The organism is Vibrio panuliri, from assembly GCF_009938205.1.
In the GTDB taxonomy this organism is placed as follows: domain Bacteria; phylum Pseudomonadota; class Gammaproteobacteria; order Enterobacterales; family Vibrionaceae; genus Vibrio; species Vibrio panuliri.
On sequence record NZ_AP019654.1, the window covers coordinates 564,374 to 578,111 of the forward strand.

Annotated in this window: 15 protein-coding genes and 1 other RNA gene; 12 read left to right on the forward strand and 4 right to left on the reverse strand. The window is 46.6% G+C overall.

Annotated elements, in window-relative coordinates; genetic code table 11:
- Positions 1 to 128 precede the first annotated feature (128 nt).
- From rplM to sspB, 7 genes are all read left to right on the forward strand, one after another.
- Positions 129 to 557: a 50S ribosomal protein L13 gene (gene rplM, locus GZK95_RS02625; RefSeq protein ID WP_075649306.1), complete on the forward strand. Its 429-nt coding sequence runs from the start codon at positions 129 to 131 to the stop codon at positions 555 to 557.
- A 15-nt stretch (positions 558 to 572) separates the two neighbouring features.
- Positions 573 to 965 (forward strand): 30S ribosomal protein S9, encoded by a 393-nt coding sequence (gene rpsI, locus GZK95_RS02630; protein ID WP_038866232.1) that lies wholly within the window; start codon positions 573 to 575, stop codon positions 963 to 965.
- A 322-nt stretch (positions 966 to 1,287) separates the two neighbouring features.
- Positions 1,288 to 1,881, forward strand: a complete 594-nt coding sequence (petA, locus tag GZK95_RS02635; RefSeq protein ID WP_075709907.1) for a ubiquinol-cytochrome c reductase iron-sulfur subunit — start codon at positions 1,288 to 1,290, stop codon at positions 1,879 to 1,881.
- Positions 1,881 to 3,146 (forward strand): cytochrome b, encoded by a 1,266-nt coding sequence (locus tag GZK95_RS02640; RefSeq protein ID WP_075709908.1) that lies wholly within the window; start codon positions 1,881 to 1,883, stop codon positions 3,144 to 3,146. The genes petA and GZK95_RS02640 overlap by 1 nt, the downstream gene beginning before the upstream one ends.
- A complete protein-coding gene (locus GZK95_RS02645) occupies positions 3,143 to 3,880 on the forward strand; it encodes a cytochrome c1 (RefSeq protein ID WP_075713669.1) in 738 nt (245 codons plus the stop codon). The genes GZK95_RS02640 and GZK95_RS02645 overlap by 4 nt, the downstream gene beginning before the upstream one ends.
- A gap of 98 nt (positions 3,881 to 3,978) precedes the next feature.
- A complete protein-coding gene (gene sspA / locus GZK95_RS02650; protein WP_075709910.1) occupies positions 3,979 to 4,614 on the forward strand; it encodes a stringent starvation protein SspA in 636 nt (211 codons plus the stop codon).
- 10 nt (positions 4,615 to 4,624) lie between these two features.
- Positions 4,625 to 5,101 carry a ClpXP protease specificity-enhancing factor gene (gene sspB, locus GZK95_RS02655; protein WP_075709911.1) on the forward strand — a complete coding sequence of 159 codons (477 nt, stop codon included), beginning with the start codon at positions 4,625 to 4,627 and terminating at the stop codon, positions 5,099 to 5,101.
- Positions 5,102 to 5,167: 66 nt separating this feature from the next.
- Here sspB and GZK95_RS02660 read toward each other — a convergent pair whose 3' ends face one another.
- From GZK95_RS02660 to GZK95_RS02675, 4 genes are read right to left on the reverse strand one after another with little or no spacing between them, the layout of a single operon-like run.
- A complete protein-coding gene (locus GZK95_RS02660; RefSeq protein ID WP_404817693.1) occupies positions 5,168 to 5,752 on the reverse strand; it encodes a BON domain-containing protein in 585 nt (194 codons plus the stop codon).
- Positions 5,742 to 6,332, reverse strand: a complete 591-nt coding sequence (locus tag GZK95_RS02665; protein WP_075713667.1) for a phosphoheptose isomerase — start codon at positions 6,330 to 6,332, stop codon at positions 5,742 to 5,744. Before GZK95_RS02665 ends, GZK95_RS02660 begins: the two co-directional genes overlap by 11 nt.
- Positions 6,333 to 6,335: 3 nt before the next feature.
- Positions 6,336 to 6,701: a YraN family protein gene (locus GZK95_RS02670; protein ID WP_075709914.1), complete on the reverse strand. Its 366-nt coding sequence runs from the start codon at positions 6,699 to 6,701 to the stop codon at positions 6,336 to 6,338.
- Entirely contained in the window at positions 6,676 to 8,499 is a 1,824-nt protein-coding gene (locus GZK95_RS02675) for a penicillin-binding protein activator (protein ID WP_075713665.1), read from the reverse strand. Before GZK95_RS02675 ends, GZK95_RS02670 begins: the two co-directional genes overlap by 26 nt.
- A gap of 63 nt (positions 8,500 to 8,562) precedes the next feature.
- On the opposite strand from GZK95_RS02675, the gene rsmI reads away from it, so the two are divergent.
- From rsmI to GZK95_RS02700, 5 genes are all read left to right on the forward strand, one after another.
- Positions 8,563 to 9,426: a 16S rRNA (cytidine(1402)-2'-O)-methyltransferase gene (rsmI, locus tag GZK95_RS02680; protein ID WP_075709916.1), complete on the forward strand. Its 864-nt coding sequence runs from the start codon at positions 8,563 to 8,565 to the stop codon at positions 9,424 to 9,426.
- A 483-nt stretch (positions 9,427 to 9,909) separates the two neighbouring features.
- Positions 9,910 to 10,339, forward strand: an RNA gene (rnpB, locus tag GZK95_RS02685) — RNase P RNA component class A.
- 386 nt (positions 10,340 to 10,725) lie between these two features.
- Positions 10,726 to 11,676 carry a 16S rRNA (cytosine(1402)-N(4))-methyltransferase RsmH gene (gene rsmH, locus GZK95_RS02690; protein WP_075709917.1) on the forward strand — a complete coding sequence of 317 codons (951 nt, stop codon included), beginning with the start codon at positions 10,726 to 10,728 and terminating at the stop codon, positions 11,674 to 11,676.
- Positions 11,677 to 11,683: 7 nt separating this feature from the next.
- Positions 11,684 to 12,001 carry a cell division protein FtsL gene (gene ftsL, locus GZK95_RS02695; protein ID WP_075710097.1) on the forward strand — a complete coding sequence of 106 codons (318 nt, stop codon included), beginning with the start codon at positions 11,684 to 11,686 and terminating at the stop codon, positions 11,999 to 12,001.
- Positions 11,998 to 13,731, forward strand: coding sequence for a penicillin-binding transpeptidase domain-containing protein (locus GZK95_RS02700; RefSeq protein WP_075709918.1), 1,734 nt, complete (start codon positions 11,998 to 12,000; stop codon positions 13,729 to 13,731). The genes ftsL and GZK95_RS02700 overlap by 4 nt, the downstream gene beginning before the upstream one ends.
- Positions 13,732 to 13,738: the final 7 nt, after the last annotated feature.

The window sequence follows — 13,738 nt, forward strand, 5'->3', positions numbered from 1 at the left end:
AAGTTATTTCGGAATGAGGTCGAGAGTGCCAACCGCTCGAAGGGGTGATGACTGGGCTCTTAGACAGTGTGGGAGTACATGGGTACTCCTGTAAAAGTTTAAATTTAAATTAACGGGTTATTATTAGCATGAAAACTTTCGTTGCTAAACCAGAAACTGTAAAACGCGACTGGTACGTTGTAGACGCTGAAGGTAAAACTCTTGGCCGTCTAGCAAGTGAAATTGCATCTCGCCTACGTGGCAAACACAAAGCTGAATACACTCCACACTGTGACGCTGGTGACTACATCATCGTTATCAATGCGGAGAAAGTTGCTGTAACTGGTAACAAAGCTAAGAACAAAGTTTACTACCGTCACTCAGAGTTCCCTGGTGGTCTTAAATCAATCACTTTTGAAAAGCTGATCGATCGTAAGCCAGAAATGGTTCTTGAACTAGCGGTTAAAGGTATGCTACCACGTGGTCCTCTAGGCCGTGCTATGTACCGTAAGCTGAAAGTTTACGCTGGCGCTGAGCACAACCATGCTGCTCAACAACCACAAGTACTAGACATCTAATCGGGGATTTCGAAAATGGCAGAGAATCAATACTACGGCACTGGCCGTCGCAAAAGCTCAGCTGCACGTGTTTTCATTAAACCAGGCAGCGGCAACATCGTAATCAACAAGCGTAGCCTTGATGAGTACTTCGGTCGTCCAACTTCTCGCATGGTTGTTAAGCAACCTCTTGAGCTAGTTGAACTAACTGAGAAACTAGACCTATACGTTACTGTTAAAGGTGGCGGTATTTCAGGTCAAGCTGGTGCGATCCGTCACGGTATCACACGTGCTCTAATGGAATACGATGAATCTTTCCGTCCTGCTCTACGTGCAGCTGGTTACGTTACTCGTGACGCTCGTTGCGTTGAACGTAAGAAAGTTGGTCTACGTAAAGCACGTCGTCGTCCACAGTTCTCTAAGCGTTAATCTTTTTACAAAGATTCGCTTTCCAGTTTTACTGGGATGTGGCTTCAAAGCCTGGCTTATGCCAGGCTTTTTGTTTTTTAGCGTAAAGAAAATCCTTTCCCCAATCTCACCTCTGGCATAGTTCTTTTCTTAATGTTCTGCTTTTGTGACGACTTTAGCGTTTGTATCCATAAATGTTGCAAAAAAGTAGCTTTACCTTGTCAAAAAGTAGGGTTTTAATTATCATTTGCCCTCAAATAAATACAACAAAACTCAATTTGTTAGCCATGCTCTTGGTAAGGAATAACAATAATCCATAAGGAGCAAATGGGAGAATGTTTGGATGAGCAATGCGCCTTTAAATAACGGTCGCAGACGCTTCTTAACTGCTACAACTGCGGTTGTTGGTGGTTTGGGAGCTGCAGCGGTTGCCGTGCCTTTTATTAAATCTTGGAACCCAAGTGAAAAAGCGAAAGCAGCAGGTGCCCCAGTTGAAGTTGATATCAGCAAGCTGGAAGAGGGGCAAATGGTGCGTGTGGAGTGGCGAGGAAAACCAGTATGGGTAGTTCGCCGTGCACAATCAGTCGTCGATACGTTAAAAGATCTTGATGGTCAGCTTCGTGACCCTGCATCCGGTGAAGAGCAGCAACCTGCTTATGCACAGAATGCGTTCCGTTCAATTAAACCAGAATACTTCGTTGCCGTTGGTATCTGTACTCACCTTGGGTGCTCTCCTACCTATTTGCCTGACAGTTTTAGTGAGCAAGTTCAAGGTGTGAAATCAGGCTTCTTCTGTCCTTGTCACGGTTCTAAGTTTGATATGGCTGGTCGCGTATTCCAAGGTGTACCAGCGCCATTAAACTTGGTTGTACCTAAGCATATGTACTTAAGCGATGCCAAGATCATGATCGGTGTTGACGAAGAAGGGGAGGCATAATGCAAGCTCTACTTGATTGGGTAGAAAAACGCTTACCCGCAATGAATGCGTATAAAAAGCACCTTTCTGAATATCCGATGCCAAAGAACTTTAACTTCTGGTATCTATTTGGATCGCTAGCCATGCTGGTGCTGGTTAACCAAATTCTCACTGGTATTTGGTTGACGATGAACTACGTGCCTTCTGGTGATGGCGCGTTTGCTTCGATTGAATACATCATGCGAGATGTTGAGTATGGTTGGTTGTTGCGTTATATGCACTCAACCGGCGCATCGGCATTTTTTGTGGTGGTTTACCTCCATATGTTCCGTGGTTTGATCTACGGTTCTTACCAAAAGCCTCGTGAGTTACTTTGGGTGTTCGGTATGCTTATCTTCCTTGTGTTGATGGCCGAAGCCTTTATGGGTTACTTATTGCCTTGGGGACAGATGTCTTACTGGGGGGCTCAGGTAATCATCTCGCTGTTTGGCGCTATTCCAGTGATTGGTGATGACTTAACCCTTTGGATTCGAGGTGACTACGTTATCTCTGGTGCGACACTTAACCGCTTCTTTGCTCTTCACGTAATCGCACTGCCGATTGTTCTGTTGCTCCTTATTGTGTTGCACGTGTTGGCGTTGCATGAGGTTGGCTCAAACAACCCTGACGGTATTGAGACCAAGTTACCGAAGGGAAGCATGGGTGAGGACTATCAGACACAATTTAAGTTCCATGATTACTACTCTAAGAAGTACGACATAATCGACTCAATTCCTTTCCACCCTTACGGTACGGTGAAAGATTTAGTTGGTGTGGCTGGCTTCCTATTCTTGTTCTGTTACGTGCTGTTCTTTAACCCTGAGATGGGCGGTTACTTCCTTGAGCCACCGAACTTTGAAGCGGCTAACCCACTCAAGACACCAGAACACATTGCCCCGGTTTGGTACTTCACTCCGTTCTACGCAATCTTACGTGCGGTTCCAGATAAACTGCTTGGGGTTATCGCCATGGGTGCGTCAATCGCGGTGTTGTTTATTTTGCCATGGCTAGATCGCTGTAAAGTGCGTTCTTACCGTTACCGTAGCAAGTTCCACTTGTTCAATATTATTCAGTTCACCATCTGCTTTGTTGCGTTGGGTGTCTTAGGTGCGCTGCCTGCAACGCCTCTATACACGCTACTGGCGCAAATCTTTAGCTTAGGTTATTTCATGTTCTTTGTGCTGCTGTATTTCTACAGTAAAAACGAAGCAACGAAACCATTACCAGAGAGGGTGACATTCAAATGAGAAAGTGGATTTTAGTGCTATTTGCAATGTTGCCGTCTTTGGCGATGGCAGCGGGTGCCAATGTACCGTTAGATAAAGCGAACAATGACTTGTCAGATCAAGCGTCATTGCAAAATGGTGCCAAGCTATTTATGAACTACTGCTTTGGTTGCCACTCTGCGCAATACCAACGTTATGAGCGTGTGGCTCGCGATATCGGTATTCCTGTTGAGTTGATGAAGGAGAACTTGATGTTTGATCCTTCAGCTAAAGTCGGTGACTTAATGGAAAATGCCATGCCTGAAGCACAAGCTGCGAAATGGTTTGGTGGTCCGGCACCTGATCTGACCTTAGTTGCTCGCGTTCGCGGCACCGATTGGCTTTACACTTACTTGCGCTCTTTTTATGAAGACCCAGCGCGCCCATTTGGTGTGAACAACGTTGTGTTCCCAAGTGTGGGTATGCCACATGTGCTAGAGGAACTGCAAGGTATTCCTACCCCTATTATGGGTACCAAAATGGTTGATGGTGCCGAGGTTGAAGTGGTGGTTGGCATTGAAACCGATGGTTCCGGTGAGCTCAATACAGAAGAGTACGATCAAGCGGTACGTGATTTGGTCAATTTCTTAGAGTACTCTGGTGACCCAGTTAAGCTTGAACGTCATACATTAGGCTGGTGGGTGATGGGCTTCCTTGTGATCTTTACCATTGTCGTGGTGTTGCTGAAGAAAGAGTATTGGCGTGATGTGCATTAATTGTGCTATCATACCGTGCTAATTACCATATTTGACTGTTTACAATGGAGGCTTAGCCTCCATTGTTTTTTATTTCTGTAAGTGTGCTGGAGGGCTCCATGGCTGTAGCTGCCAATAAACGTTCTGTGATGACTCTATTCTCAAGTGCATCTGATATGTATAGCCATCAGGTGCGCATTGTTCTCGCTGAAAAGGGCGTAAGCGTTGAGGTTGAGCTAGTTGATGAAGCAAACTTGCCTGCGGAATTGATTGAGTTAAACCCATACAAAACTGTTCCAACTCTAGTTGATCGCGAATTGGCGCTTTATGATTCAAAAATTATCATGGAGTACCTAGATGAGCGATTCCCTCATCCACCACTAATGCCTGTTTACCCTGTTGCTCGTGGTAACAGCCGTCTAATGATTTACCGTATCGAAAAGAACTGGTACTCACTAGCAGAGAAAGTGGTAAACGGTACTGCTGAAGAATCAGATGCTGCACGTAACAAACTGCGCAATGACCTACTGACTTTAGGTCCTGTTTTTGCTGAATTTGAGTACTTCATGAGTGAAGAGTTCAGCTTGATCGATTGCTACCTAGCACCGTTACTATGGCGTTTACCACAATTAGGTATCGAGCTAGTAGGCCCAGGTTCTAAAGAGCTTAAAATTTACATGAACCGCGTATTTGAGCGTGATTCATTCCTAGCTTCTCTGACTGAAGCTGAACGTGAAATGCGCCTAGTTCGTTAATTTCGCGCTAATGGATATTTCAAGCATGACCCCACGCCGCCCATATTTGCTTCGTGCATTTTATGAGTGGCTGGTGGACAACGATCTTACTCCTCATCTTGTTGTAGCTGCTACGTTACCTGGTGTTCGCGTTCCACAAGAATTTGTTCAAGATGGACAGATTATTCTTAACGTTGCGCCACGTGCGGTAGGTAATTTACAACTGGGCGATGACGAAATTACTTTCAACGCTCGCTTTAGTGGTCGTCCACATCTTGTGATTGTGCCTCTTTATGCGGTTCAAGCTATCTATGCTCGTGAAAATGGAGCAGGGACTATGTTTGACCCAGAAGAAGCCTACATGGAGCTGGAAGAAGCTGACGATGGTTACATCGAAGAGGTTGATGAAGGGTTATCTTTGGCTGAAGAAACTCAACCTGAGTCGTCAGACTCTGATGAGGAACCGCCAAGACCTAAAGGTCGTCCGAGTTTACGTGTCGTTAAGTAAACTGACTAAGTCGTATAAAAAAAGCAGCGTTGATACGCTGCTTTTTTTTGATCAATGTTTTTTTGGTTAATCACCGTATTGGAACGCTTTGACGACCTGCTTCACACCAGAGATATTGCGGGCGACTTCCGCCGCTTTGTCAGCGTGAGCGCGAGAAACATAACCAAGTAGGAACACTTCTCGATCTTCGGTGATCACGGTGATTTTGGTACCGCTTAGTTCATCATCAGTGACAAGCGATGATTTAACCTTGGTTGTGATCCAACTATCGTGACTAATTTCACCAAGCGATAATGGCTGTTTGATGCGAACTTGATTGTGTATCTGTGTCACACCAGACACTTTGCGTGCTTGCTGTTCAAACTCGTTCAGTAATTGCTCATTACTCGCTTGTCCCATCAGTACCACGATGCCTTTATAAGAGCTCGCAGTAACACGCACCGCGCCTTTGTATGGAGCTTTGTTGGTCAGTCCGGCAACTTCAAATTCGATGTTGCTGTCGTTCCAGATTTCTTTGGTGGTTCGCGTATCCGTAACGATATTCACGGTTGTGGCTGCGCCAGCTACAAACAAACCTGCACATCCGGTGCTTGAGAGTAGAACTAGGCAAACAAAAAGGGCTTTTACAAATTTCATCTCTTTACTCTTCATGAGCTGGGAATAGAACTTGATCTATCAAATCACATAAGCAGTGTAAGGTCACCATGTGAACCTCATGAATTCTTGCCGTTCTGTGAGAAGGTATGCGAATTTCAACATCGTGCTCACCAAGTAAGCCAGCCATTTCGCCGCCATCTTTACCAGTGAAGGCAATAATGGTCATATCGCGCGTTACTGCCGCTTCCATCGCTTTGATGACGTTCTTACTGTTACCACTGGTCGAAATAGCGAGCAGAATATCGCCCGGTTGACCAAAGGCACGAACCTGCTTAGAGAAAATTTGCTCGTAGTGATAGTCGTTCGCGACTGCTGTTAAAGTGGTGTTGTCTGAGGTTAGTGCCATCGCCGGTAGGCTAGGGCGCTCAGTTTCAAAACGGTTGAGTAAGCATGAGACGAACTGTTGTGCATTGGAAGAAGAACCGCCGTTACCACAGCAAAGAATCTTATTGCCATTGAGCAGGCTTGATACCATGGCTTGTGCTGCATGGGTAATGGCATCAGGCAGAGCTTCCGCTGCTGCGATTTGAATTTGAATGCTTTCGGTAAAGCTCTCTTTAATGCTGTCGAGCATCAGTTATCCTTGAATTGCATTTTTTATCCATTCTACTTGTTCGCCATTTTGATGAATAGCGACTAAGTCAAAACGAATAGCCGTTGAGTGAATAGACATGCCTTGCTTAAGTAGCCAAAGGTTGGCGGCTTTAATCAATCTTTGCTGTTTCACATAAGTAACAGTTTCAGCAGCATGCCCATATTGTTGATTGTTGCGGTAACGAACTTCTACAAAGACAGTGCATTGACCATCGCGCATAATGATGTCTATTTCGCCACCCTTTGCGCGAAAATTTCGTTCGATCAACTCAAGCCCACAAGCGGATAAATATTTTTCCGCTTGGGACTCAAAAAACAGACCTCTACTCAGCTTGCTCAGCAGTGCCATGTTCAGCCCAGCTTATTTCACGCTGTACTACACAGTTTTGGTCGATACTAAGCACACCGGTGTTACCTTGAACGGTTGCACCATGAATGATCTTCATTTGTGGCAGTTGCTCCATCAGTAGATAAGCATCCATACCCAAGGCTTGCAGGCGTTTCTCTGCATTAGAGCCTTTTGGCCACATTTGGTTCATTTGCGCTTCAATTGCTGAGTTTGGTTGAATCAACAGCGGAATATCACTGTACATCACCCCTGTAAGGTCTTCATATTGCTGACGACCGCTATTGCTGCGAGAGTTTGAAAACAGCTTAGGTGGATTGGTATCTGGGTTAATTGCCACCTCAATAAAAGGTTTGATAAGTGTCAACTCACTGCTACCAGCGACGATATAGACCGCGTCGATGTCTCGGCGGCTGCGAGGTTGACTCTCAAGGGAAATACCCAGCAATGATTCCATCTGCGCAATGTGCTGTTGGCTATCTTGTAGACCAAAAGCAGTGTTGATATTGCGTTGCAGTTGGCGTTTGTCGCTAAACAGGTTTACGGCCACTTTATTGTCGCTGTATTTCTTCCACTCTTGATCGAATGCTTCCACAACGCGCTGACCTAGCTTACCTTGTGGTGCAAGAATCAGTGGGTAGCGATAGCCTTGTTCAAACAGGTGCTTAGCCGCTTGGGCAACCTCTTGCTCTGGCGATAGCGCAAGATAACAGACGTTCGTCCCCGTCTGAATTTGGTCTGGAATATTTAGTGCCAGCATTGGAAGCGGCGCTCCAGTTGCCGTTTGCGCTTGCTGCAGTGCTTCGATGTTACCTTTAACCAACGGGCCAACAACAAAGTCGATGTTCTTTTCAATAAACATCTGTTGCAGTCGTGCTGGGTCAGAGTTATTGGTATCAATGACCGTTAGTGTGGCATTTGGGTCACGCTGCGAGTCGTTCATCATCTGCAAGATAAACCCATCGCGAATTAATTGGGCTTGTTTGGCGAATTTACCAGACAGTGGCAGTAACAGCGCGGTGTTGACTGGCTTGGTTACTTCCAAGGTCAAAATATCCTCAATCGATTGAGGTGTGTACAGCGCTGCTGGGTGGCTTGGGTTTTCAGCCAGCCATTGCTCTAAGGTGTTTTTGAGCTGCGGGATATTGTTCGCCAATGTGGCTTGGTAAATCGCCAGTTGCAACCAACCATCAAAAACTTCTTGATCAGGAGCGGCTGAAAATTGCGTGATTTGCGCTTCAGAGTAGTAGGACAAGTTTTCCCAAATGCTTTGCGCCAAATACGCTTGTTGAGATTTTGCTTCATACTCCGCTAACTGAGTTAACTCTTGAGCGGCAGCAAAATAGTTTTTCTGTTTGGCGAATGTGTCGGCACGCAGTTGGTGGTAATCCTTCCACTGTTCGTTGGCTAGGCGCCAAGTTGGGCGAAAGTTCAACAGCTCACTGACTTGGTCAAATTCTTGATTGTTGTACAGCAGTTGAGCTCGAGCTAGTTGCCACTCGGCCTGTTGCATGTCCGTCAATGGCTGACGAGATAAGCGATTGATCAGCAGTTGAGCCTGATTTCTATTGTTGGCTTCAACTGAGGCTTTTAATGCCATGATCAACCAGTCGCTCTGTACACTTCCTTCGCTGCTGTCAGCTCGCATCAGGTAATTGGTTACCGATTGAGTCGGATCACTGGTGATGTCGACAGACCGAGATGTCGATGAAGTAGACGAACACGCCGCTAAAACGACCGCGAGGGCTACAGGAGTCAGTAAGCGTGGTACACTTAATCGCTTTTGGTTATTTATGGCCATGAGTTCTTCGTAAATTCCGTATAAGATTGTGTCTATATTAATCGTTGAAGTGATGCTAAACAAATGACAGATAACAAAACCTTACCTGCACAGATCCCAACTCTCTTTATTGTACCGACTCCAATTGGCAATTTAGGTGATATTACCCAACGTGCGATTGAAGTTCTGAACAACGTGGATCTTATCGCAGCAGAGGATACACGTCATACAGGAAAGCTACTTGCTCACTTTAATATTTCGACCAAAACCTTTCCATTACATGATCATAACGAACAGCAAAAAGCACAAGTTTTGGTCGAAAAATTACTCGCAGGTCAATCTATTGCCTTGGTATCAGATGCGGGTACACCCCTTATTAGTGACCCAGGTTACCATCTTGTTTCGCAATGTCGTCAAGCGGGCGTAAAAGTTGTGCCATTACCTGGTGCTTGTGCGGTGATTACCGCCTTGAGTGCGTCAGGTTTACCATCGGACCGTTTTAGCTTCGAGGGCTTTTTACCACCAAAAAGCAAAGCAAGAAAAGATAAGTTGCTCGAAATTGCAAAAGTAGAGCGCACTTGCATCTTTTATGAGTCTCCTCACCGTATTTTAGACTCTTTAGATGACATGTTGGATATTCTTGGTCCTGAGCGTGAAGTGGTACTTGCGCGAGAGCTAACGAAAACCTTCGAAACTTTCCAAGGTTTACCGTTGGGAGAGTTGGTCGAGTGGGTGAAAGCCGACGACAACCAACAGCGTGGGGAGATGGTGTTACTTGTTCACGGACATCGTGAAGTTGCCGATGACACCTTGCCAGATGAAGCAACTCGCACACTGGCAATCTTAACCAAAGAGCTGCCATTGAAAAAAGCCGCTGCACTGGCTGCAGAAATCTATAACCTGAAAAAGAACGCTCTGTATAAGTGGGGGTTGGAGAATCTGGATTAAGGGAACCGGAACGCTGCGCTTCGGGACGTGGGAGCGGGTTTCGTCCTACGGAACACGGTGCTTCGTGACGCAGTAATGGGCGTTGCATTAGTTCGCGCTAATCTAAATTTGTCATTCCATAGAGCGCGTTAGCGCGAGTAGGGAATCTTGTTTTGTTGAGTGAAAGCGAGATCCCCAACTCGCTCGTCCCTCGCTCTTGAGGATGACAGGGGTATGCTTATGCTCTTGAGGATGACAAACATATAAAGTGCCTCGCCCTTGAGGGGCGTAAGGTTTGATGCCAACCCTCAATTACGAGAAACCATTGACTCACCCCGTTCTCTAAAAGGCAAAATATCCCGCATCCCGCATCCCGCATCCCGCATCCCGCATCCCGCATCCCGCATCCCGCATCGCCTACTTTCTAATCACTTAAACCGCTCATAACAGCATATTTGTGATCTCGCTAGACACATCACTCTGAACTCTATACAATCCGCCCTCGGAGTTGACTGGGTAGTCGCTGCTTTGTTGATGTCCTTCGGGAGACTGACGTTGAGGTCCTTTGGGAAACTGACGTTGACGTCCTTCGGGAGACTGACAAAGGGGAGGAAAGTCCGGGCTCCATAGAGCAGGGTGCCAGGTAACGCCTGGGGGGCGCAAGCCTACGACAAGTGCAGCAGAGAGAAGACCGCCGATGGCCCGTAAGGGATCAGGTAAGGGTGAAAGGGTGCGGTAAGAGCGCACCGGACGACTGGCAACAGTTCGTTGCAGGGTAAACTCCACCCGGAGCAAGACCAAATAGGCCTCCACATTGCGTTGCTCGCGTAAGGAGGCGGGTAGGTTGCTCGAGCCAGTGAGCGATTGCTGGCCTAGACGAATGGCTACCGCCGCGCAAGCGGAACAGAACCCGGCTTATGTGTCGGCTCCAATCTTCGGATTCACAAGGCCTCGCTTTATGCGGGGCCTTTGTGATCTTATCGCTAAAAAATCTCTTCATGCATCTTAGTTTTTTCGTTCCCATATCTAATCGGATGCGATAAATAACCTTGGCGAATATTTCCCGAACCAAGCGAGGTATGATAACCTCCTCGCCGCTTGAACTGCGTGGTTTATGGTTAAAAACCAACAAGCATTTTGAGCTTTACGTTTATATCTTTGCGAGTAGTGGTTTTTTGCTTTTTATTGACCAAAATTATTCCGTAAGCAATAAACTTAGCGCAATATCACGCGTTGCCTGCTAGATAAGGTGGCGCTGGATGATGAAATCAGTACACTGAGAACAAGCACGTATCAATACGCTAGCTAGATGAGATAACTATGTCAGAAGCATTTAAACACATATCGGTATTACTAAATGAATCAATTGATGGATTGGCAATCAAGCCTGATGGCACCTACATCGATGGTACGTTTGGTCGTGGCGGACACAGTCGCACAATCTTATCCAAGCTAGGGGAAAATGGTCGTCTTTTCAGTATCGACCGTGACCCACAAGCGATTGAAGAGGCGAAAAAAATTGACGATCCTCGCTTTACTATCGTACATGGTCCTTTTTCTGGCATCGCAACCTATGCTGAGCAACACAACCTCGTTGGTCAGGTTGATGGTGTGCTATTTGACTTAGGTGTTTCTTCTCCGCAATTAGATGATGCTGAGCGTGGCTTCAGTTTTATGAAGGATGGCCCGCTTGATATGCGTATGGACCCAACTTCTGGCATTCCAGTCTCACAATGGTTGGTCGAAGCTGATCTTGATGATATCACTTGGGTGATTCGCGAGTTTGGTGAAGATAAGCATGCTCGTCGCATTGCTAAAGCGATTGTGGCTTATCGTGAGAATGAAGAAAATGAACCACTGACTCGCACGGGCCAGTTGGCAAAACTGATTTCTGATGCTGCGCCAAAAAGCTTTAAAGAGAAAAAGCACCCAGCGACACGTGCATTCCAAGCGTTCCGAATTTATATCAACAGTGAGTTGGAAGAAATTGATACCGCACTGAAAGGAGCGGCAAGCATTTTGGCTCCTGAAGGTCGTCTATCGGTGATTAGCTTCCACTCTTTAGAAGATCGCATGGTGAAACGCTTTATTCGCAAAGAGAGCAAAGGGCCGGAAGTGCCACACGGTATTCCATTGACCGAAGAACAGATCAAAGCAATGGGTAGTGCGAATCTTAAAGCTGTCGGTAAAGCGATCAAGCCAAGCAAGCAAGAAATTGAGTTAAACGCGCGCTCTCGCAGCTCAGTGCTGCGCATTGCTGAAAAACTATAACAGTATTATGAAGAAAACCACGCCAAACCTTGCAAAACTGATTGGGCTCGACTTACTCACAGTCGGGCGTCTTCCTTTGATAACGTTAATGCTTATCTTTGCAAGTGCGATGGCGGTGGTTTTTACAACCCACCATACGCGAGCGGCTATCTCTGAAAAAGATCAAGCGCTGGTAGAGCGTGAACGTCTTGATGATGAGTGGCGCAACCTGCTGTTAGAAGAGACGGCTTTGGCAGAACATAGCCGAGTTCAAGCCGTTGCCAAAAAAGAATTGGATATGAAACGACCTGATTCTGATAAAGAAGTGGTGATTGATTTACCATGAGTTCTGCCAAAAAAGTCCAACCTGCGACCAAATCAACCCCTATTGAGCCGCCACAGCTAATTCGCTGGCGTTTCTATTTGGTTTTATTCTTTGTTTTTCTTATCTTCGCTGCGCTTGTTGCTCGTATCGGTTATATCCAAATCGTGGAACCGGACAACCTGATTAAGCAGGGTGATATGCGTTCTATACGCGCTCAGACCTTATATTCAGCACGTGGCATTATATCTGACCGAAATGGCGAACCATTAGCGGTGAGTGTGCCTGTTGAAGCGGTATGGGCTGATCCGGTGACCATCTTCAAACAGAAACAAGGCTTGGGTGATATTGACCGCTGGCACGCATTAGCCGATGTGCTAGGACTCGACCGCCAAGAAATGCTTGAGAAGATCAAACAGAACAAGTCTCGTCGCTTTATCTATCTTCAGCGTCAAGTGAGCCCTGCGATGGCGAACTATATTCGTGAGCTGAAATTGGCGGGGATCGGCTTGAAGAAAGAATCACGTCGTTATTACCCTGCTGGCGAAGTGAGTGCCCATGTTGTTGGTGTGACGGGGATTGACGGACATGGCCTTGAAGGGGTCGAAGTGAGTTACGACAAAGTGCTCACTGGTGAAGCGGGTAAGCGTATTATTCGTAAAGACCGTTATGGCCGTGTGGTAGAAAACATTGCGTTGGAAGAGCGTGAAGAAGGTAAGCCATTAACCTTAACCATCGATCAAAGACTACAAGCGATTGCCTACCGAGCGATTAAGCAAGCGGTAGCGGATTACCGTGCTACATCAGCTTCAGCCGTGGTGCTGGACGTAAAAACGGGCGCAGTGCTCGCGATGGTTAATGCGCCTTCCTACAACCCAAACAATCGCGCGGATTTGCAATCAGCAAAAATGCGTAACCGAGTCATTACCGACGCCTTTGAACCCGGTTCGACGGTGAAGCCTTTTGTCGTGCTGGCGGCATTGGAAAATGGCGTTGCAGATGAAAACACCGTGATTGATACTGGCAATGGCATTATGCAGGTGGGCGGAAGCCGTGTGCGTGATACATCAAAAGTCGGTAAAGCGGATTTAACCACCATCTTGAAGAAGTCGAGTAATATTGGTGTTGCCAAGTTAGCGCTGGAAATGCCATTGGAAGCTTTGCTTGGTATGTATAGCAGTGTCGGCTTTGGTGAGTCTTCCGGTTTGACACTGCGTGGTGAAAGTACGGGTATTTTCCCTGACCGACGTCGATGGTCACAGTTTGAAATTGCGACGCTGTCATTTGGTTATGGTTTGACGATTACTCCGTTACAACTGGCACACGCTTATGCCACGCTGGGTAACCACGGCGAGTACCAGCCTGTTCATATTATTGAAAACAACCAGCAAGACTTGTCGCGCCAAGTGATCGATGAGAAATACGCACGCATGGTGCTCGCTATGTTGGAAACCGTGACGCAACCGGGTGGTACTGCAACCAAAGCTGCTGTGCCGGGTTATCGTGTTGCTGCAAAAACCGGGACGTCACGTAAAGCCATTGCGGGCGGTTATGGCGATGAATACTTTGCTTATACCGCAGGTGTCGCGCCCGCGAGTGATCCACGCGTCGCTCTCGTTGTGATTGTTAACGAGCCGCAAGGTGACAACTACTACGGCGGTTCGGTTGCAGGTCCAGTTTTCTCTGAGATCTTAAAAGGGACGTTGCAGATCCTTAACATCGCCCCAGATGAAAATAAATTTAAGCAGGAATAGAGTGAGA